Annotated in this window: 21 protein-coding genes and 1 other RNA gene; 9 read left to right on the top strand and 13 right to left on the bottom strand. The window is 46.3% G+C overall.

What is annotated here, in order from left to right:
* Positions 1-150 precede the first annotated feature (150 nt).
* The 3 genes from alaS (at position 151) to NF543_RS14920 (ending at position 4667) form a co-directional block, all read left to right on the top strand.
* Positions 151-2769 carry an alanine--tRNA ligase gene (gene alaS / locus NF543_RS14930; protein ID WP_257669135.1) on the top strand — a complete coding sequence of 873 codons (2619 nt, stop codon included), beginning with the start codon at positions 151-153 and terminating at the stop codon, positions 2767-2769.
* A 10-nt stretch (positions 2770-2779) separates the two neighbouring features.
* A complete protein-coding gene (locus tag NF543_RS14925) occupies positions 2780-3877 on the top strand; it encodes a TlpA disulfide reductase family protein (RefSeq protein ID WP_257669134.1) in 1098 nt (365 codons plus the stop codon).
* Between the two features lie 100 nt (positions 3878-3977).
* Complete coding sequence (locus NF543_RS14920) at positions 3978-4667, top strand: response regulator transcription factor (RefSeq protein ID WP_257669133.1); 690 nt, start codon at positions 3978-3980, stop codon at positions 4665-4667.
* On the opposite strand, the gene hutG is transcribed toward NF543_RS14920, so the two are convergent.
* The 5 genes from hutG to NF543_RS14895 form a co-directional block, all read right to left on the bottom strand.
* Positions 4646-5680 carry a formimidoylglutamase gene (hutG, locus tag NF543_RS14915; protein WP_257669132.1) on the bottom strand — a complete coding sequence of 345 codons (1035 nt, stop codon included), beginning with the start codon at positions 5678-5680 and terminating at the stop codon, positions 4646-4648. The genes NF543_RS14920 and hutG overlap by 22 nt on opposite strands.
* A complete protein-coding gene (gene hutI, locus NF543_RS14910) occupies positions 5656-6879 on the bottom strand; it encodes an imidazolonepropionase (protein WP_257669131.1) in 1224 nt (407 codons plus the stop codon). Before hutI ends, hutG begins: the two co-directional genes overlap by 25 nt.
* Before the next feature lie 84 nt (positions 6880-6963).
* On the bottom strand, positions 6964-8634 hold the full coding sequence (gene hutU / locus NF543_RS14905) for a urocanate hydratase (RefSeq protein WP_257669130.1): 1671 nt from the start codon (positions 8632-8634) through the stop codon (positions 6964-6966).
* Positions 8612-10180, bottom strand: coding sequence for a histidine ammonia-lyase (gene hutH / locus NF543_RS14900; protein ID WP_257669129.1), 1569 nt, complete (start codon positions 10178-10180; stop codon positions 8612-8614). Before hutH ends, hutU begins: the two co-directional genes overlap by 23 nt.
* Complete coding sequence (locus tag NF543_RS14895) at positions 10177-10668, bottom strand: MarR family winged helix-turn-helix transcriptional regulator (RefSeq protein WP_257669128.1); 492 nt, start codon at positions 10666-10668, stop codon at positions 10177-10179. Before NF543_RS14895 ends, hutH begins: the two co-directional genes overlap by 4 nt.
* 123 nt (positions 10669-10791) lie before the next feature.
* Here NF543_RS14895 and NF543_RS14890 point away from each other — a divergent pair, with 123 nt between their 5' ends.
* The 3 genes from NF543_RS14890 (at position 10792) to fbp (ending at position 13142) form a co-directional block, all read left to right on the top strand.
* Complete coding sequence (locus tag NF543_RS14890) at positions 10792-11505, top strand: tRNA1(Val) (adenine(37)-N6)-methyltransferase (protein WP_257669127.1); 714 nt, start codon at positions 10792-10794, stop codon at positions 11503-11505.
* 12 nt (positions 11506-11517) lie between these two features.
* Entirely contained in the window at positions 11518-12012 is a 495-nt protein-coding gene (locus NF543_RS14885) for a metallophosphoesterase family protein (protein WP_257669126.1), read from the top strand.
* Between the two features lie 104 nt (positions 12013-12116).
* Complete coding sequence (gene fbp, locus NF543_RS14880; RefSeq protein ID WP_257669125.1) at positions 12117-13142, top strand: class 1 fructose-bisphosphatase; 1026 nt, start codon at positions 12117-12119, stop codon at positions 13140-13142.
* Here fbp and NF543_RS14875 read toward each other — a convergent pair.
* From NF543_RS14875 to NF543_RS14845, 7 genes are all read right to left on the bottom strand, one after another.
* Positions 13139-13474, bottom strand: a complete 336-nt coding sequence (locus NF543_RS14875) for a MerR family transcriptional regulator (RefSeq protein ID WP_257669124.1) — start codon at positions 13472-13474, stop codon at positions 13139-13141. The two genes, fbp and NF543_RS14875, sit on opposite strands and share 4 nt — an antisense overlap.
* A gap of 96 nt (positions 13475-13570) precedes the next feature.
* Positions 13571-14539 carry a M23 family metallopeptidase gene (locus NF543_RS14870; protein ID WP_257669123.1) on the bottom strand — a complete coding sequence of 323 codons (969 nt, stop codon included), beginning with the start codon at positions 14537-14539 and terminating at the stop codon, positions 13571-13573.
* A 199-nt stretch (positions 14540-14738) separates the two neighbouring features.
* Positions 14739-15581 (bottom strand): acetyl-CoA carboxylase, carboxyltransferase subunit beta, encoded by an 843-nt coding sequence (gene accD, locus NF543_RS14865; protein WP_257669122.1) that lies wholly within the window; start codon positions 15579-15581, stop codon positions 14739-14741.
* 116 nt (positions 15582-15697) lie between these two features.
* Positions 15698-15790, bottom strand: an RNA gene (gene ffs, locus NF543_RS14860) — signal recognition particle sRNA small type.
* A gap of 79 nt (positions 15791-15869) precedes the next feature.
* Positions 15870-16940, bottom strand: a complete 1071-nt coding sequence (dprA, locus tag NF543_RS14855; protein ID WP_308378947.1) for a DNA-processing protein DprA — start codon at positions 16938-16940, stop codon at positions 15870-15872.
* A 117-nt stretch (positions 16941-17057) separates the two neighbouring features.
* Entirely contained in the window at positions 17058-17693 is a 636-nt protein-coding gene (rsmG, locus tag NF543_RS14850) for a 16S rRNA (guanine(527)-N(7))-methyltransferase RsmG (RefSeq protein WP_257669120.1), read from the bottom strand.
* A gap of 27 nt (positions 17694-17720) precedes the next feature.
* On the bottom strand, positions 17721-18905 hold the full coding sequence (locus NF543_RS14845) for a glycosyltransferase (protein WP_257669119.1): 1185 nt from the start codon (positions 18903-18905) through the stop codon (positions 17721-17723).
* 51 nt (positions 18906-18956) lie between these two features.
* Between NF543_RS14845 and tgt the strand changes: the two genes are divergently transcribed.
* From tgt to NF543_RS14830, 3 genes are read left to right on the top strand one after another with little or no spacing between them, the layout of a single operon-like run.
* The gene (gene tgt, locus NF543_RS14840) at positions 18957-20087 is read left to right on the top strand and encodes a tRNA guanosine(34) transglycosylase Tgt (RefSeq protein WP_257669118.1); all 1131 of its coding nucleotides are present in this window, start codon (positions 18957-18959) and stop codon (positions 20085-20087) included.
* Positions 20088-20107: 20 nt separating this feature from the next.
* Positions 20108-21184: an LptF/LptG family permease gene (locus tag NF543_RS14835; RefSeq protein WP_257669117.1), complete on the top strand. Its 1077-nt coding sequence runs from the start codon at positions 20108-20110 to the stop codon at positions 21182-21184.
* A gap of 14 nt (positions 21185-21198) precedes the next feature.
* A complete protein-coding gene (locus NF543_RS14830; RefSeq protein WP_257957515.1) occupies positions 21199-22110 on the top strand; it encodes a DMT family transporter in 912 nt (303 codons plus the stop codon).
* Positions 22111-22242: 132 nt separating this feature from the next.
* Here the strand turns inward: NF543_RS14830 and NF543_RS14825 are convergent, their stop codons facing one another.
* Positions 22243-23709 carry a glutamate synthase subunit beta gene (locus NF543_RS14825; protein WP_257669115.1) on the bottom strand — a complete coding sequence of 489 codons (1467 nt, stop codon included), beginning with the start codon at positions 23707-23709 and terminating at the stop codon, positions 22243-22245.
* Positions 23710-23721 lie beyond the last annotated feature (12 nt).

The following is a 23721-nucleotide window of genomic DNA, read 5'->3' as shown; positions in this document are numbered from 1 at the left end:
ATAATTTTAAATATCTGGATTTAAGCAGATATTTAAGCTAAGTGGCTAGGAGCAATCGCTTTACTGGATTGTTGTTTGCTATGGTATTGGTGAATGCCATGCATTTTAGCTAAGTTTGCGGAAAATATCAACAAACATTTTTGTGTTTTCATGACAAGCAGGGAAATCCGCGAAGCCTTTTTGGCTTTTTTCAACGATAAAGGCCACCAAATTGTACCATCGGCCCCGGTAGTAATCAAGAATGATCCTACATTGATGTTTACCAATGCGGGGATGAACCAATTCAAAGACATCTTTTTGGGGCAAGTGCATGCGCAATACCCGCGTGTGGCAGACACGCAACGATGCCTCCGGGTGTCGGGCAAGCACAACGACTTGGAGGAAGTGGGGATAGACACCTATCATCATACGCTGTTCGAAATGTTGGGAAACTGGAGTTTTGGCGACTATTTCAAACGGGAGGCTATCATGTGGAGTTGGCAATTGCTTACCGAAGTGTATAAGATAGACAAAGATAGGCTCTACGTCACGATATTTGAAGGAGATCATACAGACGACCTATCTAAGGACGAGGAAGCTTATGGTTTTTGGAAAGAGGTCATTGCCGAAGAGCGGATATGCTTAGGCAATAAGAAAGACAATTTTTGGGAAATGGGTGACATAGGGCCTTGTGGGCCTTGCTCTGAAATCCATGTAGATTGCCGCCCAGATGCTGAACGCGAAGCGGTAGATGGAAGTACTTTGGTCAATGCAGATCATCCGCAAGTTATTGAGATTTGGAATTTGGTGTTCATGCAGTTCAACCGACAAAAGGATGGTTCATTGAAACCGCTTCCTGCAAAACACGTGGATACAGGTATGGGGTTCGAGCGACTGGTGCGTGTTATCCAAGGCAAAGCATCCAATTATGATACGGATGTGTTCCAGCCTATCATCGGTTACATTGCCAATAAGGCCGGGATACCGTACGGTAGCAGCGAACAGACAGACATTGCCATGCGGGTATTGGCAGACCATATCCGTGCGATTAGCTTTGCCATTGCCGATGGTCAATTGCCATCCAATAACAAAGCAGGCTACGTCATCCGTCGTATCCTACGACGCGCTGTGCGGTATGCTTATACATTTCTTCATTTCAAGGAACCGTTTTTACATGAATTGGTACCGTTACTGGCTCAGCAATTTGAAGGCGTCTTCAATGAATTGGCTTCACAGCAAGATTTTGTACAAAAAGTGGTGCTGGAAGAAGAACAATCCTTTCTACGTACCTTGGTTACCGGTGTACAACGGTTTGAGGCGTATATGGCCGAACACCAAGCAATAACGGGTGATTTTGCATTTGAGCTCTACGATACCTTTGGTTTCCCTATTGATTTGACTAGTTTGCTCGCAAAAGAAAAGGGCCGGAATGTAGACATGGAAGGATTCCAACAAGCCTTGGAGGCGCAAAAAACCCGCTCACGGGCTGCTACCACCATCGATACAGGCGATTGGGTTGTTTTGCAAAAAAGAGAAACGGTAGATTTTGTGGGGTATGACCAGCTGGAATGTGAAACCACAATCTTAAAGTACCGAAAAATCACTGTAAAAGGTAAAGACCAATACCAATTGGTGTTGTCTGTAACACCGTTCTATGCAGCCGGTGGTGGTCAGGTAGGAGATACCGGTGAGTTGGTATCGCAAGAAAGTGATAAACGAATAATAATAACGGATACCAAAAAGGAAAACGGGCTCATCGTGCATAATGCACAATCGTTACCCAAGGAATTACAAGGGGCCTTCATTGCGAAAGTCGATAAGATCAAACGACGCGACATAGCGGGCAACCATTCGGCCACCCATTTACTACATGCGGCGCTCAAACAGGTGCTTGGCAGCCATGTCAACCAAAAAGGGTCGCTGGTCAATGCAGATTACCTGCGATTTGATTTTTCACATTTTGCCAAAGTAACTGAAGAAGAATTACGACAGATAGAAAAAATTGTAAACGCAAAAATCCGGGACAACATCGCCCTGAAAGAAGAACGTCATGTGCCATTCCAAAAAGCCATCGAAGGGGGTGTGATAGCCTTGTTTGGTGAAAAATATGGGGATTACGTACGTGTCATCACATTTGACGATGATTTTTCAAAGGAATTGTGCGGCGGCATACATGTACAAGCAACTGGACAAATTGGTTTTTTCAAAATCGTCTCCGAAAATGCCGTTGCAGCAGGCGTTCGACGTCTAGAGGCCATCTCTGGGCGTAAGGCCGAGGAGTTTGTGTATGAGCAAACAGACACTGTCAATAAATTCAAGGAATTGCTTAATAATCCGCAGGATTTGATGGTAGCGCTCGATCGATTGCTGGTGGAAAATAACTCCCTTAAAAAAGAAGTGGAACATGCCATAACGGATAAGGCATTGCAACTTAAAAGCGAGCTTGCCGGCAAGGCCTTGGATATCAATGGGGTCAATCTTATTGCCGCACGGGTAGATCTGCCCAATGCCGACGCGGTGAAAACCTTGGCATATGCATTGAAAGGACATATGGAGAATTTATTCCTTGTATTGGGTACGGAAATCAACGGGAAACCGGGGCTCACGGTGGTCATTTCAGACAACCTGGTTAGGGATAAGGGCTGGAACGCGGGAACGATTGTACGGGAGTTAGCAAAAGAAATACAAGGTGGTGGAGGCGGACAACCGTTTTACGCCACTGCGGGTGGTAAAGATGGGAGTGGTTTGGACAATGCGATAGCCAGAGCCAGGGAATTTGTAGAACGATAACATCAGGAATATGGGAAAGCTTCTTGTCATGATCAGTTGGGCGATACTTATCTTCTCCGCATGTGGCGGTCATGATGGATTTACGGTTGACGGCCAAATTAGTAACGCAGGAAGTACGAAAACCGTTGTGCTGTATGAAGGAGAGCGGAAGTTAGATTCCGTTTTTCTCAATGAACAAGGCAAGTTCAAGCTTCACCGCACGGCGTCTCATCCGAGGTTGCTCACCTTAGTCGCTGGGAAAAATAAATATCACCTCATTCTGAAAAATGGAGATGAGGTTTCATTCGAGGCTGACCTCATGCAAAATGCTGATATATACAAGGTCGAAGGTTCGCCGCTCTCGGAAAAAATAAAAAGTTTTGCCGGCACGATTACCGAGAAGGAACGGTTTATGAGCGAATTGGATGATGAATTTGCTGATCAGGCGGTGGGGCTGGACAATGAAGCGGTGATGAACCTCCAGCAACAATTCCTACAAAAATACCGTGAAGGTATGCAGGGTTATACGGAAGCTACCATACGATTTGCCAACCAAAATGATGATCTGGCAGGTTTCTACGCCATGAGTACGTTAGATGTCGATATCGCGGAGGTCGAATTGGTAGCCTATGCCGATCGCATTGCAGGGCGGTGGGATGATAATGCGAGCGTACGGAGGTTTTTGGAAGAAATGGCCAACCGAAAACGGTTAGCAGTAGGCCAACCCGCACCCGAATTTGAATCACTTACACCAAACAACCAACGCGTAAAACTGTCTGATTTCAAGGGCAAATATACCTTGGTAGATTTTTGGGCTTCGTGGTGTGTGCCTTGCCGTGAAGAAAACCCTAATATCGTAGCGCAATACCATACCTATAAGGATAACGGATTTACTGTATTGGGTGTTTCGTTGGATGGCAACCCGGGCTCATGGATGCGCGCCATCAAGGAAGACGGCCTTGAGTGGACTAACGTTTCTGATTTGCAGCAATGGGGCAGCGAAGTAGTGGGGCTATACCGTATACAAGCTATCCCCACTTCTTACTTGTTGGATCCCAAAGGCATCATTGTAGCTAAAAACCTAAGGGGTGTCGAATTGGAAGCCTTTTTGAAGAAAACATTTGATTAGTGCTTCCTTTATGTTAATTGGTATAGCTGTTTAACGATTTATTAATATTATATTAACCATTATTTGCCATTAAGTACATATTTTAGCAAAAAATAACACCATGAGCACTGCAAAACAAAAGATACTGGTGGTAGATGATGAGCCGGATATTGTAGAACTGATTGCCTATAACCTCAAGCGCGAAGGTTATCAGGTATATACAGCGTCCAATGGACAAGAGGCGGTATCTACAGCCAAGAAAATCATGCCGGATTTGATTATCCTCGACGTGATGATGCCCAAGATGGATGGTATTGAAGCCTGCCGCATTATGCGGGCCATGCCTGAATTCAAGAGTACGTTCATGGTATTTCTCACCGCCCGTAGCGAAGAATATTCCGAAATTGCCGGATTCAATGTGGGTGCAGATGATTATATCGCTAAACCTATCAAACCACGGGCCTTACTGAGTCGCATCAATGCTATCCTACGCCGCAACGCACAAAACGAAGAACTCCCCAGTGAGAAATTGGAAATTTCTGATCTAGTCGTCGATCGGGAAGCTTTTCTGGTGTTCAAAAACGGAGAAAAGATTGTGTTGGCCAAAAAGGAATTCGAGTTGCTCTATTTACTGGCTTCCAAACCAGGTAAGGTATATACACGTGAAGTCATCCTTAAGAACATTTGGGAGGATTCCGTAGTGGTAACCAATCGTACCATTGATGTACATATCCGCAAGTTGAGAGAGAAAATCGGCGAAAACTATGTTTCTACCGTAAAAGGCGTAGGCTATAAGTTTGAAGCCTTATAATTTTGCGTCGCTAATCGTTCCACTACATGAAAAATAATGCTCGCTGCTAATTTTGCAGTGCGCATATCGATGTCGTATCCAGGATTGAGCTCTGCAATATCCAATGAAATGACCTTACCACTGTCAAACAGCTTATCCAAACAGTCGAAAAAGATAACGTCCGGCAGGATGCCGTTATAAGCTGGTGCACTCACGCCAGGCGCGTATGCAGCGGCAAAGACATCCATATCAATGGTTATATATAATTGGTTCACTTCTTCGGGGAATGCAGTGGTCAGTTGCTGGAGGATATGCTTGTGATCCGTGTGGAAATGGTGGGCCAAGGCATAATGTGTGTTTGTTTGATGCGCGGTCTCAAATAGGAGAGGGGTGTTGCTCGTTTTCTGGATGCCTAAGGTAAGGCAATGAAATGGCTCATTATTTTCTCTGCAATCTTGAGCGATCTGCCAAAATCCGGTACCTGAGTTTGCACCGGATTCCATCGGCTCGCGATTGTCAAAATGTGCATCAAAATTAACGGTGCCTATCGGTAAAGCAGCTCCCTTTTTCAAGAAATTGCGAATACCATAATAGTGTCCATAGGTGATTTCATGGCCCCCTCCAAGTAGGATCGGGAAAGCACTCAATTGTAATATTTGGGTTATGGCCAAAGCCAGGTTACATTGGGCTGCTTCAAGATCGTGATCGGGGCATAAGATATTGCCTGCATCGTAAATAGGTAGCGCTGGGTAAAATACAGGTAGGTTACACAGTGCTTTTCGGATAGCATCCGGGCCCTTAGCTGCTCCCGGTCGACCTTTATTGCGTTTCACTCCTTCATCGCACTCGAAGCCCAATAGTACGATAGCGTGTGGCGACACTTCGTTTGCCGGTTGTAACAGGTCAAGCACTTTCATATGCTGATGCCAGCGCAATTGTGCCTCCCCCGTGCTATCTACCCGCCCTTGCCATTGTTGCATGCTGCTAGGCCTATAGCAACGGCTGTCTATCAGATGGTCTCCCCTTGTTTCCATACTTGTATGGGTCTTAATGTGCCTTGATTATAAAAAATATCCCGATAATCGGCAGTGGGGTAAGCTTGCATATCGGCCAGTTTGCCTGCTTCGAGCATACCCCTGTCAATCAGGTTAAGTGCTTTGGCCGCCCGGAAGGTGAGTCCCGCTGCCGTTTCGGCCAATGTGAGCTTTTCGTATACACCCAACACCGCTGCTTGAGTTAACAAGTCACCCATGGGTGCCGAGCCGGGGTTCCAATCACTAGCAATCGCCACACACGCACCTGCATTGAGCAATTTTCTCGCAGGGGCGAATCCCATGCCTAGACCAATAGATGCTCCTGGTAACACGACGGCAACGGTATTAGATTGAGCAAGCAGCATAATTTCCTTGTCTGTGCTGGCTTCAAGGTGATCCGCTGATACGGCACCGTATTCCACAGCGAGTGCTGAGCCACCTGTATTGAATTGGTCAGCATGGACAGTGAGCGCAAAACCAAGCTGTTTGGCCTGCCTTAAATAATTGCTACTACTTTCCAGTCCAAATGCGGAATCCTCAACGAAAATATCAACGCGATTGGCTAATCCTTCTTGGTGTAAGACGGGTAGTAAATCCGTAATGATATGGTCAAGATAACTTGTTTCACTACCATTAAAATCTCGGGGTCTCATGTGTGCTGCCAGACAGGTGGGAATTAGATCGGCTTGGGTACACTCATTGGCTTTTGATATAGCCCGTAATATGTTAAGTTCACTTTCAACATTAAGGCCATACCCACTTTTCACTTCAATGGTGGTCACACCCGAATGCAGAAGCCGGTTCGCACGGTCAATAGTCAATGCAGCCAATTCCGGCAGCGTCGCTTCCCTTGTTTGGGTCACTGAATCCCAGATGCCGCCGCCAGCCTTGGCAATTTCAAGGTAACTCTTTCCCGCTACACGCATAGCGTAGTCTCTGGCCCGGTTGCCCGCAAAACAAATATGTGTATGGCAATCGATGAAACCGGATACCAAGGTTTGTTTTCCGTGGATTTCTTCAATAGTGGCTTGTGGATATTGTCTCCTGAGTTTATCAAATATGCCCACAGCAAGGATGTGACCCATTTCAATAATTACGCCTCCTTGTGCAATGATTTCCAATTGCTCATCTGCAATGGGGCCTTGCAATAAAGCGCCCCGGAAGGTAACTATCTGAGAAAATGGGCCTATGAGTTTCATTTTTTTGTTGTCAGCTTTTGGTAGTCGCTATCAGGCATTAACCTTGTTGGTTATTATCAATCTGTGTCGTCCGCGTTCCAACCATTAAATTATCAGATCAAACTGCTCTCCCCATTCGGTGGCTTTTTCATAACCCGCATCATGATGCCGGAAGATGCCCATGGCAGGATCATTATACAATACCCTTCGGAGGCATTCTGCGGCACGATCGGTGCCATCGGCCAGCACCACCATACCGGCGTGCTGTGAATACCCCATGCCCACACCGCCCCCATGGTGGAACGATACCCAGGTGGCGCCCCCCGATGTATTGCTCATCAAATTGAGCAGTGCCCAATCCGATACGGCGTCTGATCCATCTTTCATGGTTTCGGTTTCCCGATTGGGTGAAGCTACCGAACCGCAATCTAAGTGGTCGCGCCCAATGACGATGGGGGCTTTTACGTTACCCGAGCGTACCAGTTCATTGAAAATCAAACCTGCTTTTTCACGTTCACCCATGCCAAGCCAGCAGATGCGTGCAGGTAAGCCTTGGAAGGCGATTTTCTCCTGAGCTTGGGTGAGCCAATTGTGCAAAGCCTTATCATCGGGGAATGCTTTCATCAATGCATCATCTGTCGTATAGATGTCCTGCGGGTCTCCCGAAAGCGCTACCCACCGGAATGGGCCTTTTCCCTCACAAAATAGGGGCCGGATAAATGCGGGAGTGAATCCCGGGAAGTCATACGCATGGGCTTCACCGCCCTCCTTGGCAAATTCACGGAGATTGTTGCCGTAGTCGAAGGTGACAGCTCCTTTGCGTTGCATTTCCAGCATAAAACCCACATGTCGGGCCATGCTTTTCAAGGCTCGATCTTTATAGGATGTCGGGTCGGTTATGCGCAATGCGGCGGCTTCTTCAAGGTTCAAGCCATTAGGCACATATCCATTGATCGGATCATGGGCTGAAGTTTGATCGGTGAGAATATCGGGGATGATGCCGTCATGTAGTAGTTTTTGGAGCAGGTCGCCCGCGTCGCTCACCAAGCCTATGGATAGGGCCTGTTTTTTATCCATAGCTTCCCTGGCCCAGCTGACAGCTTCCTCATAAGATGTTGTCATCCGGTCGATATACTTCGTATCAAGTCGTTTCTGAATCCGCGTGCTGTCCACGTCCGCACCGAGGAAAACGACCCCAGCCATGGTCGCGGCAAGGGGTTGAGCACCACCCATACCCCCTAGTCCGGCAGTGACCAGCAGCTTACCGGCCAAATCATTACCGAAATGCTGACGGCCACATTCGACAAAGGTTTCATAGGTCCCCTGCAGGATGCCTTGCGATCCGATGTATATCCAGCTGCCGGCCGTCATCTGTCCATACATCATAAGTCCCTTACTACGCAATTCGTTGAAATGTTCCCACGTGGCCCATTTGGGCACGAGATTACTGTTGGCAATGAGTACGCGGGGGGCTTGTGGGTGGGTACGTACGATGCCGACCGGTTTGCCGGACTGTACAAGCAAGGAATGATTTTCATCCAATTGGAGTAATAGCGCTATGATTTTGCGCAGCGCTGCCGGGTTGCGTGCGGCCTGCCCGATGCCGCCATAAACGACCAATTCTTCCGGATTTTCAGCGACTTCGGCATTCAAATTATTCAAGAGCATGCGCAATGGCGCCTCGGTCTGCCAACTTTTGGCATGCAGCGTGTTGCCTGTAGGGGCATAATAATGTGGGTGCTTCGCGTATTGATCAAGAAATGCCGAAAGGTTCATAAACTGTTTTATTGAGGTGATAATCGTATGTTTCGGCGGCTTGGTTTGCCTCGTGGACAAACCTTCCGCTGCTGAGGAGTTGTTGGAGTTTTTTGATGTCGTAGGCAAAGATGCGATCCTTATCGGCAAAGGGTACTTCTGTCCTGACCAATGTGTGGCAGGCTTCCAATACCTCGGACGACTTGAGTGGCCTGCGGAAATCTAACGCCTGCGCGGCATACAGCAGCTCAATGGCGAGGATATATTCCAGGTTATCGATGACTTGGTTTAATTTACGCCCGCTGATGGATCCCATGGATACATGGTCTTCCTGCCCCAGTGAAGTCGGGATGCTATCGGCGCTTGCCGGAAAACAGAGGGTTTTGTTTTCTGATACCAAGGCCGCAGTGGTGTACTGCGGTATCATAAATCCAGAATTCAAACCTGCATCTTGTATGAGTAGTTTGGGAAGGCCATAGCGCCCCTCGATGATTAGATAACTACGGCGATCAGAGATGTTGCCCAATTCCGCTGCGCCCACTGTGGCATAATCAAGGGCGATGGCTAGCGGCTGACCATGGAAATTTCCACCGCTGATGGTGTCGTGCGGACCCAGTACAATAGGGTTATCTGTAACGGCATTGATTTCTATTTCTGTAAGCTCCTTTAGATGACGCCATGCCGTGCGTGATGCACCGTGCACTTGGGGCATGCACCGTAATGAGTAGGGATCTTGCACACGGCCACAATCGGGATGAGAATTGGCAATTTCGGATTTACTCAGCAATTCCCATAGGCGATGTGCTACTAATTGGTTGCCAGGGAAAGGACGGATTTCATGTAAGCGGGCATCAAAGGGCTTGTAAGAACCCATTAAGCCTTCGAGTGACATGGCACCAATGACATCTGCCGCATCTAACGCATTGTGCATACGATACAATGCATGTACAGCATGGGCGGCGATAAATTGTGTGCCATTGATCAGTGCGAGGCCCTCCTTGGGGCCAAGCTGCAATGGGGGCATTACCTCTGCTGCTAACGCTTTCTCTGCAGGCACGATGTTGCCTTTATAATATACTTCACCAAGCCCGATAAGGGGTAAAAACAAATGGGCAAGCGGAGCGAGATCGCCCGATGCTCCTACGGAACCTTGTGCGGGGACTACGGGAATGATATCCTGTGCGGTCATCCACATGATTCGTTCGAGTGTGCGTAGTTGTATGCCGGAGTATCCCTGTGCCAGTGCCTGCACTTTGATAATCATCATGGTCTTAGCAATACTTGCAGGAATAGGATTGCCTACACCTACCGCATGGCTTTTGAGTAGGTTGTGCTGCAGGTTGGCGGTCTCTTCGGGTGAAATGATGGTGTCGCAAAGCGGACCAAACCCGGTATTGATGCCATACACCACATCGCCCTGGGCCACGATGTCTTCCACAAATGCCGCTGACCGGTCAACTTTGTGCCTCGTCTTGGATGATAATGTGCCTCGGAGCTTGCCTTGGGTCAATGCCATGGCCAACCCAATGGTTAATCTATCTGTACCGTATCTAAACTCATCTTTCATACTTGCTGTGTTATAGACTCCATGATGCGTGTAGCGAGTCCTTTTTCTGTAAAAGCCTGTTCAATAGCAGCAATACTGGGTAATAGGGATGAAATATCCATATTGTAGTCTTGCATTTTCGAAATGGCGACGGTAATCCCCTCCCATATCGGAGTGATGTGGGCAAGAAGCTCCTTCCCCTTCGGGGTGAGTCTCACCAATTGACGCCGTGCGTCTTCTCCGCTGACCCGAGTTTCTACCAACTGCCGTCTTTTGAGGTTGCTCACCAGTTGACTGATAGCGGAGTGGGATACTTGCAATGTGCCCGATATGTCACGTATGGTAACTGGGTGTTCCTGCGCCAATATGTAAAAGATCGGAAACCAGCTGGCATCGAAATCTACACCCCGCTCTTGGTACACCTTATTGATCTCTGCGATGAAATACTCGCTTATCCTACGCAAACGACTTCCTAATATCAATGGCCCTAATGATTGATAAAAATCCATGGAAGGATAAATTATATAAGTGCTTATACAATATTCGGAAACATTACTGAAATATGCAAATGTTTCCATAGGTTTTTGGAATGGGTAGTTTTTTTCGTTTGATAAAACTAATTTTACATCCATATGTCAAGCGTATTTAAATTCAAGCAGTTTGAGGTTGACCAGTCCGGATGTGCCATGAAGATCAATACCGATGGCGTATTACTAGGAGCAATGTCTACCGCGAAGGATCCTTTACATATCCTAGACATTGGGACGGGTACGGGTGTTATTGCGTTGATGTTGGCACAGCGTCATCCTTGGGCAAAAATCAATGCCATCGAATTGGATAGCCTTGCATCCAAAACCGCTCAACAAAATTTCGATATGTCGCCTTTTTTTAGTAGACTTGCTTGTGAAAACGTGGCTCTGGGTGATTTTGAAACGGATGTGAACTATGATTTAATCGTATCCAACCCACCTTATTTCCTGCGCTCACTCAGGAATCCGGATGAGCGAAAACGAGTGGCCCGGCATACTGATATGTCATTTTTTGATGATTTGCTAGCGCGGTCGGAAAAATGGCTAACCTATGAAGGAAGTTTGCAGTTGGTGCTTCCAAGCCTACTGGCAGCTGATGTAGGGCAGAAAGCCCTAGACGAATACGGGTTGATGATTCAATGGGAAGTGGGAATCCGTTCCTTTGTTCATGATAGCCCCATCAGACGGATATTGGCTCTTGGCAAAACGCCAAAAGACAGCGATGGGCTGAAAGATGACTTTGTGATTTATGAAAGTAAAGGCGTGTATAGTGATTCATACAAGGAATTGCTGAAAGACTTCTTTTTGGGTTTTTGATTGATCTACCGTATGAAAACAATAGGTTTATTGGCAGACACACATAGCTATCTTGATGATGCCATATTCCGACATTTTGAACGCTGTGATGAAATATGGCATGCCGGTGATTTCGGTGACATCGCGGTGGCTGATACACTGGCGGCATTCAAACCGTTGAGGGGTGTGTACGGAAATATCGATGGACAAGATATCCGCAAGACCTATCCCGAACACTTACGGTTCAACTGTGAAGAGGTGGATGTGTGGATAACTCATATCGGTGGTTATCCGGGCCGTTATAGCCCGCAAGTGAAACCGGAAATCCAGTTGCATCCACCGAAGCTTTTCATCTGTGGGCATTCGCATATCCTCAAAGTGATGTATGACCAAAAGTTACAATGTCTTTACCTCAATCCCGGCGCCGCCGGAAAGCACGGTTGGCATAAGGTCCGAACGCTTTTACGATTTAGCATTGAAGGGAATCGTATTGAAAATCTTGAAGTCGTAGAATTGGCTGAGAGATAGATAGTGTTTTACACTATGTTTTATTTTTTTGCCCAAATTAATGTTTGTTTGGTTATTTTTGCGCGAATTTAAAAAATTAAAATACACTAACTAAATTTCTTCTTATGACAAAGGTAACCACACTAGGGCAATTCATTATCGAAAAGCAAGCCGATTTTCCATACGCAAAAGGTGAGTTGTCCAGGTTATTGCGAGACATTGGAATTGCCGCCAAGATTGTAAATCGAGAGGTCAATAAAGCTGGACTTGTAGACATCCTGGGCGACAATGGCACCACCAATATACAGGGCGAGGGGCAGAAAAAACTAGATGTGTATGCTGATGGGCAATTCATTTCCGCGCTGCGCAGTGGTGGGGAATGTTGTGTGGTAGCCTCAGAAGAACATGACGACTGTATCTTCATCGAATCGGAGATATCTCGCGATGCTAAATACATTGTATGCATAGATCCATTGGATGGTTCGTCAAATATCGATGTGAATGTGTCTGTGGGCACCATATTTTCAGTTTATAGGCGTACATCCAAGGAAGGAAGGGTGCAGTTGGGAGAAGTATTGCAAAAGGGCACCCAACAAGTGGCCGCAGGCTATGTCGTGTATGGGTCATCCACCATGCTGGTATACACAACGGGCAAAGGCGTAAACGGCTTTACGTTGGATCCATCAATCGGTGAGTTTTGCTTGTCCCATCCCAACATGGAGATTCCGCAGAACGGTACAATTTACTCCATCAATGAAGGAAACTATATCAAATTTCCACAAGGATTAAAGGATTATATCAAGTATTGCCAGGTGGAAGACCAGGCAACATCGAGGCCATTTACTTCGCGTTATATTGGCTCCATGGTTGCCGACGTGCACCGCAACCTTATCAAAGGAGGGGTTTTTCTGTATCCAACCACCTCTTCCCACCCGCAAGGCAAATTGAGGTTGATGTACGAATGCAACCCGCTGGCCTTTATCATCGAACAGGCAGGTGGAAAAGCTAGCAATGGTAGCAGCAGGATATTGGAAACCCCGCCGGAACACCTGCACCAACGTACACCTATCTTTATCGGTAGTACCCAAATGGTTGAAAAAGTAGAGGAGTTTATCCGGTTGGCTGAAACGGAAACACAGCCGGTGGGCTAGAGGCTGTCGCGTACTTCCAGCAAAAAGGTCTTCAGTCGTTCAAGCGAATCGATGACGCGTTGATTTTCGCGAGCTTCACTTTTATTACTTTTGAGGTATTCACGCGCACCTTGCAACGTATACCCTTTGTCTTTGACCAGATTGAAAATGATTTTCAGATTAGCAATATCTTCTGGGGTGAATAATCGATTGCCTTTCTTGTTCTTTTTGGGTTGTAGGATGTCAAATTCGCGCTCATAAAACCGTATTTGGGATGCATTGACCTCAAACATGGCGGTCACCTCGCCCATGGTGTAATAAAGTTTATTTATTTCGCGCTCTTTGTATGGCATGCTACGAAAGGAAGTATCGTTTGTGTAACAAATATACGATTAGCTTTGGAATTATAGGATAATCCTATCTAAGTATTTTGCAAACAGCACCTCGCCCTAGTCAAAAGATTGGTTTTCCTGAGAGGCAGCTTCCAAAATGGCCATGTATTCTGATGGCGTAAGGTCATTATAAATGAAATTGATCGGGTTTACAGGGATATCGTTTTTATGCACCTCGTAATGCAAATGTGGGCCAGTTGAAGTACCCGTATTGCCGACATAACCAATGAGGTCCCCGCGTTTTACCTGTTGGCCTACCTTTACGGTAAATCGGCTCATATGGCCATATAGTGTCTTGTAGCTGTATCCATGGTTGATAACTACGCGGTGTCCGTAACCGCCATCCGCACCAGCAGCTTCTACTTGGCCGTTTCCGGTGGCGTATATCGCCGTGCCAACGGGTGCCGTGAAATCAATGCCGGAATGCATTTTCCGGATTTTGTAAACAGGGTGTATCCGGATACCGAAGCCCGAAATGCCTCCACGTATCTTCCGGCTGTCCACCGGTTGGATGGCGGGAATACTGGCCATCATTTCCACTTTGGATTTAGCCATTTCGGTAAGGTCATCATATGACTTTGATTGTATATATAATGCTTTCGATATGTAATCAAGTTTTTTGGCGGTTTCAATCATCAGGTCCGAGTTACTGAAATGCTCCAAGTTTTTATAACGGTTTACTCCCCCGAAACCCGCTTTGCGTACATCCGAATCAATTGGATCCGCCTCGAAGATAACCCGGTAAATGTTGTCGTCACGGTGTTGCATGTTCTCCAGCGCGGCGTCAACCTGTTTTAGACGCTCCTGCATGATGTTGTATTGCAGCGCCATCTGATTGACCTCCCGTTGAAGTTGCTTTTCCTTGGGTGAATCTATAAAAGTGAAGCCTACATAGAGCAGGAAAATTGCACATCCGAAAGAACTGGTTAGGAATCCAAGCGTCCGAAAAGCCCATGCTTTGGTGCTTGTTTTTACTTTTTCATACTTGAGCGTATGTGAATTGTAATAATACTTCGTTTTCGCCATCCGCGTTGTTTTCGATTAATTTTTATATAATGGTTAGACGGAGCTCGCCGCAAATGTAACTATTTTACACTAAGTATAAATGTAAAAAAATGTTAAAATCACATTTTGACGTTGTATTATTGCGTCATTGGTTATAATAGGCCTTTTTTACCTTGCTTTTTCTGTGCAATGGATGATGATATTCCCATTGACTAAGCCATTACTTGAGCATACTTAGGAATAGCGCCACTTTTTGCTTGAGCTGTCGGCGATCGACGATAAAATCGAGGAATCCATGTTCAAGCAAAAATTCGGATGTTTGGAATCCTTTTGGCAAGTCCTTTTTGATGGTTTCCTTGATTACACGAGGTCCCGCAAAACCGATGAGTGCCCCGGGTTCGGCGATATTAATGTCACCCAGCATTGCGTATGACGCAGTCACTCCACCAGTTGTAGGATCTGTCAATAGGCAGATATAGGGGATTTTCGCTTCGTTCAGCATGGCCAGTTTGGCTGAAGTCTTTGCCATTTGCATAAGCGAGAAAGCTGCCTCCATCATACGCGCTCCTCCCGATTTGGATATCAGCATGAAGGGAGTTTTATGCTGTATGGAATAGTCAATGGAACGCGCGATTTTTTCACCGACCACAGATCCCATAGATCCACCGATAAAGGTGAAGTCCATACATGCCAATACCAAGTCTTGCTCTTCGATTTTGCCATGTGCGCACCGGATAGCATCATTCAATCCGGTTTTAGCATAACTTTCTTCCAGCCGTTCTGCATATTTTTTGGTATCCTCAAAATGGAGCGGATCCGCAGAGCGAAGCCCGGCAAAGAGTTCAGTGAATTGGTTATCGTCAAAAAGTATGGAAAAATATGCAGCCGAACCTATTCGTAAGTGGTATCCACAATAGTGGCAAACATACTTGTTTTCGATTTGCTCAATGTTCAGCAATGGCTTTTTGCAGGACGGACATTTGTTCCATAGGCCATCTGGCGCTTCCTTTTTGTTCTCGGTGGCCGTATTTATCCCGGCTTTATCGCGTCTAAACCAACTCATGCAAATCGTCGTTATTGGAGTGCAAACTTAGATAAACTTGTGTTTATATGCAAGTTTACTTATTTTACATATAAATATGGGTTATTGGGATTGATAGGGGTAGAATAAAAAATGGGTAAGCTCCTTTTATCGCACCGCTACAACTCAATACCCTTGCTGTGTTCCCACCCTGGGGGATTCTTGAGGAGCTGGTCGTAAAAGACTTACCCACGGCAAAAGTAATGAAAATTGTGGTAACAGCCAATAAAGATTGCTATTGCTTCCCAAATCATTGGGTCACAGGTCAATTCATAACACCCGATACACCTTGCCGGGTAATGCCGCAATGACACCTTTCATTTCCATTTCTAGCAATACGATGGCCAATTTACTTTGTGGCCATTTGAGTTGCAGGGATAGGTCATCAATACCGATTTGCCCCGATGTGTTAATCAGGTCATATGCTTGCTGTTCGGAAGCGCTTAGCGACACATGCAGTTGCAATTGTTTGGGCGCTGATGGCTGTGTATCAAGCGTCCAATTCATCAGGTACTCCAGGTCTCTCACGCTGCCAATGAGGTGTGCACGGTTGGTTTTAATTAAGTAATTGCATCCCGCGGAAAATTCCTGATTTAGGTTCCCCGGGAAAGCAAACACATCGCGGTTGTAGTTGTTGGCAATTTCGGCAGTAATAAGCGCTCCCCCTTTGACGGCAGCTTCTACGACGACAGTCACATCGGCCAAGCCGGCGATGATACGGTTGCGCATCGGAAAATTCTGCCTGTCGGGATTGGTGCCTGAGGGGAATTCCGTGAGCAATCCTCCGCATTCAAGCATTTTTGCAGCCATTTCGCGGTTTGTAGCTGGGTAAATACGGTCGAGGCCGTGCCCTAATACACCGATGGTGGGTATGCCTTGTTTCAAGGAATTCCTGTGCGCATGGGTATCTATTCCGTGAGCCAATCCGCTTACCACCATTACATTGTATGGGGTAAGGTTTTGAATAAATTCCGCACAGATGGATTTGCCATAGGACGTTGCGTTCCTCGTGCCCACGATGCTGATGATACGTGAAGAATTGAGGTTGGCATTCCCTTTATAGTAAAGCAATACGGGAGCGTCAAAACAATCGCTGAGACGCTTCGGATAATCCTCACTGCCCCAGAAAAGCATTTGGATGCCATGTTTTTGCACAAAACGGAGTTCATCTTCAGCCTCGTGAAGTGCCTTTGTTCCAAGGATGGACTCGGCTAAGTAGTTGCCTATACCCGGAATGGTCGTGAGTTGTTTCTTGGAAGCCGCAAAGACCGCCTCCGCACTCCCGCAGTGCGAAAGAAGGTGACGGGCCACTACTGGTCCTACACCATTTATCTTGGTCAATGCTATTTGGTGTTGAAGGCTCATTTGACATGCGAATATAATGAAAAGTATGTTAAAGTGGATATCGCTATGGGTGCACCAAGCCCATTCCTTCGTGACCTTTGCGAGAAAGCGGAGTTATACCGGGATATAAACGATATGTTTTGTTTCGAAATATTCTTCTGCGAAATAATCTGAAAGGTTATAAACCTCTGCCTTAAGCCGTGCTTCTTTAATTTCTTCTTGCAAATCACCGCCCTTGAGGTAAAGGATTCCGTTTGGGATGGCATTGCTGTCTTTTTTCAGGAACCTATTATGCACCCAGGGATAAAATTCAACCAAGCGCGTAACTGCACGTGACACAACGAAATCGTATTTTTCATCCAATTGCTCGGCACGGATATGGTCTGCTTCCACATTTTCCAACCCAATACCTGATGCTATTTCCCTCACCACTTTGATTTTCTTGCCGATGGAATCAACCAAATGGAAATGCACCGCTGGAAACAGTATAGCCAAGGGAATGCCTGGAAAGCCGCCGCCTGTTCCTATATCCAATATACGGGTTCCTGCCACAAAATTGGTGAATTTGGCAATACCAAGCGAATGCAATACATGATGCAAGTACAGGCTTTCGATATCCTTGCGTGATACGACGTTAATTTGCGCATTCCAATGCGGATATAGTTCGCCCAATTGCCGAAATTGCTCCCGTTGCTTTTCAGACAGCTTTGGGAAATATTGGTAAATAATATCAACTGCGGGATTTAACATACTGTTTCGTGTCTAAAATCTAAAACCTCACTTCCATTTCACTTCCTTCTTAAACAACGCAAAAAAGCCATTGACGCAGATATAGCCATAATAAGCGACATCCAAAAAAGGGAGCCCCCATTTCAACCCCTTCACTTGGAGTTTTCCCATGATGGGGAAATAAATGAGCACTTGGATCAATAATCTCAATAGATAAATCCCAAGCACGACATACCAATACTGAGGATACAGCACCACCGCAATGATTACAGCGATGTAAAATAGTGCTGCACTGATCAATTGCATGGCTAACATCCGTCGATGCGACGGTCTGTAGGCTTTTGATGCCCCAGCATGCCGTGTTTTCTGTTGGGAATATGCTGAAAAAGTGGTTTTGGGCTCACTCCATACCTGGGCTTCGGGATGGATACAGATTGTCGTGTTATGTGGCGTAGCATTTTGATTGACAAAGAGATCATCATCCCCCGAAGGAATATGCATATGCGCGGCAAAGCCCTTGCCCCTGAAAAACAAGCTTTTGGTATAAGCAAGATTACGACCTACACCCATATATGCATTTCCCTTGAGCGCGTAGGAAAGATAGCTCATAGCGGTATGGAAGGTTTCGAAACGGATTAAGGCGTTTAAGAATCCTGGTTTTTTTAAATACGGTGAGTAGCCCAATACGATTTCTTCGCCTCTACCAAAAGCATTGGCCATGTGCCTGAGCCATTTGTCAGACTGTGGTATACAATCAGCGTCCGTAAAAACCAAGTGCTCGTGTTCGGCCCCTTTGATACCCAGTGAGACAGCAAATTTTTTCCCATGTTTGAGGCGTACATGTTCTGCGATCTCTACCACCTTCAGGTGTTGGTATTGCGTACACAATTCCTTCAATAGCCATTTGGTATCATCTTCCGAAAAGTCATTGACCAATATCACTTCGAATTCCGGATAATCTTGGTTAAGTATTTTTGGCAGGTTCTGCCGTAAGTTTTCTTCCTCGTTACGGGCACAGATAATCACAGATAAGGGCGGCGTTATTGCCTTATCTTGTTTTGATACGGCCTTATAGCATGTCAGTCTGCTGTACACAAACAGCAGAAAATACAGTTGGAACGCCAATAGGAGCCCACATATCCCGAATATCAGGAAAAGGGCATTTTCGGTTATTTGGTTGAGTATATCCATATCTGCTGCCAAAGATAATAGGTTAATTTTAAAATCATGCATGGGTGCATTCCTATCCTTTTGTTTTGCTATTTTTGCGCCACACGATACGGAATGAGATTTACCCTTCAGGCAAAAGACAACCAATCAAAGGCACGGGCAGGTATTATAGAGACTGCGCACGGTGCGATAGCGACACCTATCTTTATGCCCGTGGGTACCGCGGGAACGGTTAAGGCTGTGCACCAACATGAATTGGTGAACGATATCAAGGCCCAAATTATTTTGGGCAATACTTATCACCTGTACCTACGGCCGGGCTTGGATGTGCTGCAGCGAGCCGGAGGATTGCATCGATTCAATGCATGGGAAAAACCAATACTTACCGATAGTGGGGGGTATCAGGTCTATTCGCTCACGGAGGTGCGCAAAATCAAGGAGGAAGGAGTAACCTTCCGTTCGCATATCGATGGCTCCAAGCACCTTTTTACACCCGAAAACGTGATGGATACCCAACGCATCATAGGAGCCGATATTGTGATGGCTTTTGACGAGTGTACCCCTTATCCTTGTGATTATCGGTATGCTAAGCGATCTTTGGATATGACGCACCGCTGGCTTAAGCGATGCTGCGACCGGTTTGATGGCACGGAACCACTATATGGTTACGAACAGACCTTGTTTCCAATTGTTCAAGGGTCCGTATACCGCGATTTGCGGGAAAAATCAGCTGAAACCATTGCGTCTTTCGGTCGCGATGGCAATGCGATTGGAGGCCTTTCGGTTGGCGAGCCGGCAGAAGAAATGTATGCCATGACGGAAGTTGTTTGTGATATACTTCCCTCCGAAAAGCCACGTTATTTGATGGGGGTGGGTACACCGGTTAACATCTTGGAGAACATCGCATTGGGGATTGATATGTTTGACTGCGTGATGCCTACACGAAACGGGCGAAACGGAATGCTATTTACCCGGAACGGTATCATCAATATCAAGAACAAGAAATGGGAAACGGATTTTTCACCCATAGACGCCGAAAGCGATTTATTGACCGATAAGGTGTACAGCAAGGCCTATCTGAGACATCTCATACGCTCGCAAGAGATTCTTGGCGCACAAATTGCATCGCTGCATAACTTGCAATTTTACCTGTGGTTGGTCAAAGAGGCCCGTGAGCGTATCTTAGCGGGCAATTTCCATGAATGGAAAAACAAGATGGTCAAACAATTGGGCGAAAAATTATAGGGGGTAGGTTTGTATCACATATGAACACCATTGACAAATATATCATTAAGAAATACCTGAGCACCTTTATGTTCACCATGGCGATTTTCACGGTCGTTATGGTCATCTTCGATATATCTGAGCGATTGGACGACTTCATGAAACACAAGGCCCCTTTATCAAAGATTGTGTTTGAGTATTATGCGGGGTTCATCCCTTTTTATCTTAATTTTCTGTCGCCACTCATCAATTTCATCGCTGTTATTTTCTTTACCGCCAAGATGGCCGACCAAACGGAGATTGTTCCCATCTTGAGCGGAGGAATGAGTTTTAACAGACTGCTACGTCCCTATATCATCGCAGCAAGTTTGATATTCGTGGTCACATTTGCTTTCAACATCTATATTATACCCCGTACAAATAAACTGAAGGTAGGTTTTGAACGGGTATACGTGAAACCTGTTGAAAACAATACAAAGAGCTCCACGCACATGCAGATTGACAGCAATAGCTATGTCTATATCGATAATTTTGACAATAATCGAAAAGTAGGATATAATTTTGTGTTGGAGATATTTGAAGGTGACAACATGGTGGAGAAACTGATGGCCGAACGTATCACTTGGGATTCCCTTCAAAATCATTGGCGGATTGAAAACTACACGGTCCGAAAAATCGATGGTTTGAAGGAAGAAATGATTAAGGGCACGAGCAGGGATACCATATTGGATATGGAACCGCGTGATTTTGAAGTATACGATAATATCTTCACAGCCATGAACATGTCTGAGCTGAATGATCGTATCGAAAAGGAAAAGACAAGGGGCACGGGCATGATGGTTGATTTGTTGCTGGAGAAGTATAAACGGTTTGTATATCCCCTCTCGGCTTATGTGCTTACCTTGATGGGAGTGGCTCTTTCATCTAAGAAAGTGAGGGGAGGGATTGGCCTGAGTTTAGGGGCTGGTATTGCATTGAGTTTTACCTATATTGTATTCATCCAGTTTTCTACCATGTTTTCGCTCAAGGGTGGGCTTCCACCCATTATTGCAGTATTTTTCCCCAATGTGGTTTTTGGACTGCTTGCATTCTATCTGTTGTACCGGGCTCCAAAATAATGCATACGCTCCATATGGGAAGTTCTATGGTCAGCCGCAATTTGTTTATCCTCCACCTCACGGTCATTGTATGGGGTTTTACGGGGATACTGGGCAATCTTATTTCCATTTCAGCCACCCACTTGGTATGGTACCGCGTGTTGATTGCCTTTATGTCATTAGCAATCTATTTTTTCTGCAAACGGCAATCCTTTGCCGTGAGCAGGAAGGACTTTATCAATTTTTTTCTCACCGGTGGGTTGGTGGGATTACATTGGGTGCTCTTTTTTGAGTCCATCAATGTATCCACGGTATCGGTTACATTAGTATGTATATCGTCCATTACGCTATTTACCGCCATCATTGAGCCTTTGTTTTACAAACGGCGGACATCCAAGATGGAAGTGCTCGTTGGCCTATTCATTATCATAGGTATCTATCTCATTTTCAAATTCGAAAGCCAATACATAAGCGGTATTATTCTGGGACTGTTGGCCGCATTGGCTGCCGCACTCTTTGGTACCATCAATTCCAAACTGATCAAGAAGAACGGAGCTACGATCATCAGTTTCTATGAAATGTTGGGCGCATGGGTATGGATTTCAATTTTTATGGCCGCATCCGGTGGTTTCGGTCATGATGGGATGACGCTCCTTGGCAATGACTTGCTTTATCTACTGCTGTTGGGCACGGTATGTACATCAGGTGCATATGTTGCTGCGGTATCCGTCATGAAAGAGATCAGTCCGTTCCGTGTGGCGTTGGCCAGCAATATGGAACCTATATATGGTATCTTGCTGGCATGGCTGTTTTTTGGTCAAAAGGAGGTGATGAGTATTGGTTTTTATGCTGGGGCCATTATCATCCTGACAGCGGTTTTTATATATCCTATCGTACGGCTCCAAGTGGAAAAAAGGAAGTTGAACAACCGGTTCACCTCCCACTAAAAAAAACGCCGGAACCGAATTATCCCAGCGTTCTATTCATAGGTAGAAAAAAAATGTACGTTTCATAGATTTACCGCCCGAGGCGACACAAGTGTGCGAAGCCATGCGGCAAAACCGATGAGGTTTGGTAAATCACGCATAATCATAGATAGCATCCTTGCTTTCCAATTCGGAATAACCCATCAGATACTCATCCACTTTGCGTGCACATTCACGGCCTTCGGAGATCGCCCATACGACGAGCGACTGCCCACGGCGCATGTCACCGGCTGCGAAAATCCGTGCTGAAGAAGATTGGTAGTCTCCTTCGTTGGCGCGCACGTTGCCTCGTTCGTCTAGTTCTACGCCCAGTTGCTGTAGAAGTCCATCACGTTGCGGGTGTAAGAAACCCATGGCCAGTAGCACCAGTTCACAAGGGAGTTCACGTTCAGAGCCCTCCACCTCCTTGAATTTCACCGGACGGCCCAATTGGTCAAGCTCCCATTCCAGGTCGACCACACGGGCGCCTTTAAGGTTCCCCTTACCATCGCCAATAAATTCCTTGGTGCTGATACTCCAATATCGTTGGCAGCCTTCCTCATGCGAGGTGGTTGTCTTGAGCAACATCGGATAGGTAGGCCAGGGCATGGCTTGGGTACGGTCCTTGGGAGGCTGAGGCATCAGCTCAAACTGAGTAACCGATTTGGCGCCATGTCGGTTTGATGTGCCCACGCAGTCTGATCCGGTATCACCACCACCGATGACCAATACGTTTTTACCATTGGCTAGGATATCTTCCTCGTCAAAAGGCAAGTTACCCACACGTTTGTTTTGTTGTTTCAGGAATTCCATCGCAAAATGTACCCCTTTCAGTTCCCTTCCCGGGATGTTAAGGTTACGGGGGATAGTAGACCCCCCCGCTAGCACCACGGCATCATAGGCTTGGAGCTCACTAGTCGGCACGTTTTTCCCTACTTCGGCGTTGCATCGGAATACTACGCCTTCTTCTTCCATCAATGTTATCCGGCGGTCTATGACCCACTTCTCCAGTTTGAAATCCGGAATTCCATAGCGAAGCAGGCCTCCGGGCTTGTCGTCCCGTTCATATACGGTTACTTCATGGCCCACCTTGATTAATTGGGCCGCTGCGGCTAGGCCAGCAGGGCCACTTCCTACCACCGCAATGCGTTTTCCGGTTTTCAGGTGTGTAGGCCGTGCTTTTACAAACTCCCGTTTAAACGCAATTTCGATGATGTGTTTTTCAATCTCCTCAATGGCCACGGGTGGGCGGTTGATGCCTAGTACGCAGGCTGCTTCGCATGGCGCGGGGCATATCCTCCCCGTAAATTCGGGGAAATTATTGGTAGATACCAGTATCCGATAAGCCTCTTCCCATTTCCCATCATATATGGCATCATTGAATTCAGGAATCACGTTGCCAAGCGGGCAACCTGAGTGGCAAAACGGTATACCGCAGTCCATACACCGGGCCGCTTGCTTGTTCAGTTCCTCATCACTGTAAGGTTGCACAAACTCATCGTATGTTTTTTTCCGGTTAGCCACGGTATCCTTCTTTGGGAGGACCCTTTCAAATTCCTTAAAGCCAGTTGGTTTTCCCATCTTTATCTCGCT

The sequence above is a fragment of the Parapedobacter tibetensis genome (assembly GCF_024704835.1).
Classification (GTDB): Bacteria; Bacteroidota; Bacteroidia; order Sphingobacteriales; family Sphingobacteriaceae; genus Parapedobacter; species Parapedobacter tibetensis.
This window is presented reverse-complemented; position numbering and strand designations above follow the sequence as displayed.

What these genes read in the sequence shown, in the direction of transcription:
- rsmG (WP_257669120.1), bottom strand. Translation starts at nt 17,693, where the DNA reads ATGTTAAATCCCGCAGTTGATATTATTTACCAATATTTCCCAAAGCTG.
- NF543_RS14920 (WP_257669133.1), top strand. Translation starts at nt 3,978, where the DNA reads ATGAGCACTGCAAAACAAAAGATACTGGTGGTAGATGATGAGCCGGAT.
- NF543_RS14825 (WP_257669115.1), bottom strand. Translation starts at nt 23,709, where the DNA reads ATGGGAAAACCAACTGGCTTTAAGGAATTTGAAAGGGTCCTCCCAAAG.
- hutI (WP_257669131.1), bottom strand. Translation starts at nt 6,879, where the DNA reads ATGAAACTCATAGGCCCATTTTCTCAGATAGTTACCTTCCGGGGCGCT.
- fbp (WP_257669125.1), top strand. Translation starts at nt 12,117, where the DNA reads ATGACAAAGGTAACCACACTAGGGCAATTCATTATCGAAAAGCAAGCC.
- NF543_RS14835 (WP_257669117.1), top strand. Translation starts at nt 20,108, where the DNA reads ATGAACACCATTGACAAATATATCATTAAGAAATACCTGAGCACCTTT.
- tgt (WP_257669118.1), top strand. Translation starts at nt 18,957, where the DNA reads ATGAGATTTACCCTTCAGGCAAAAGACAACCAATCAAAGGCACGGGCA.
- NF543_RS14925 (WP_257669134.1), top strand. Translation starts at nt 2,780, where the DNA reads ATGGGAAAGCTTCTTGTCATGATCAGTTGGGCGATACTTATCTTCTCC.
- NF543_RS14895 (WP_257669128.1), bottom strand. Translation starts at nt 10,668, where the DNA reads ATGGATTTTTATCAATCATTAGGGCCATTGATATTAGGAAGTCGTTTG.
- NF543_RS14875 (WP_257669124.1), bottom strand. Translation starts at nt 13,474, where the DNA reads ATGCCATACAAAGAGCGCGAAATAAATAAACTTTATTACACCATGGGC.
- hutH (WP_257669129.1), bottom strand. Translation starts at nt 10,180, where the DNA reads ATGAAAGATGAGTTTAGATACGGTACAGATAGATTAACCATTGGGTTG.
- NF543_RS14885 (WP_257669126.1), top strand. Translation starts at nt 11,518, where the DNA reads ATGAAAACAATAGGTTTATTGGCAGACACACATAGCTATCTTGATGAT.
- accD (WP_257669122.1), bottom strand. Translation starts at nt 15,581, where the DNA reads ATGAGTTGGTTTAGACGCGATAAAGCCGGGATAAATACGGCCACCGAG.
- NF543_RS14890 (WP_257669127.1), top strand. Translation starts at nt 10,792, where the DNA reads ATGTCAAGCGTATTTAAATTCAAGCAGTTTGAGGTTGACCAGTCCGGA.
- NF543_RS14870 (WP_257669123.1), bottom strand. Translation starts at nt 14,539, where the DNA reads ATGGCGAAAACGAAGTATTATTACAATTCACATACGCTCAAGTATGAA.
- NF543_RS14845 (WP_257669119.1), bottom strand. Translation starts at nt 18,905, where the DNA reads ATGCATGATTTTAAAATTAACCTATTATCTTTGGCAGCAGATATGGAT.
- hutG (WP_257669132.1), bottom strand. Translation starts at nt 5,680, where the DNA reads ATGGAAACAAGGGGAGACCATCTGATAGACAGCCGTTGCTATAGGCCT.
- alaS (WP_257669135.1), top strand. Translation starts at nt 151, where the DNA reads ATGACAAGCAGGGAAATCCGCGAAGCCTTTTTGGCTTTTTTCAACGAT.
- hutU (WP_257669130.1), bottom strand. Translation starts at nt 8,634, where the DNA reads ATGAACCTTTCGGCATTTCTTGATCAATACGCGAAGCACCCACATTAT.
- NF543_RS14830 (WP_257957515.1), top strand. Translation starts at nt 21,199, where the DNA reads ATGGGAAGTTCTATGGTCAGCCGCAATTTGTTTATCCTCCACCTCACG.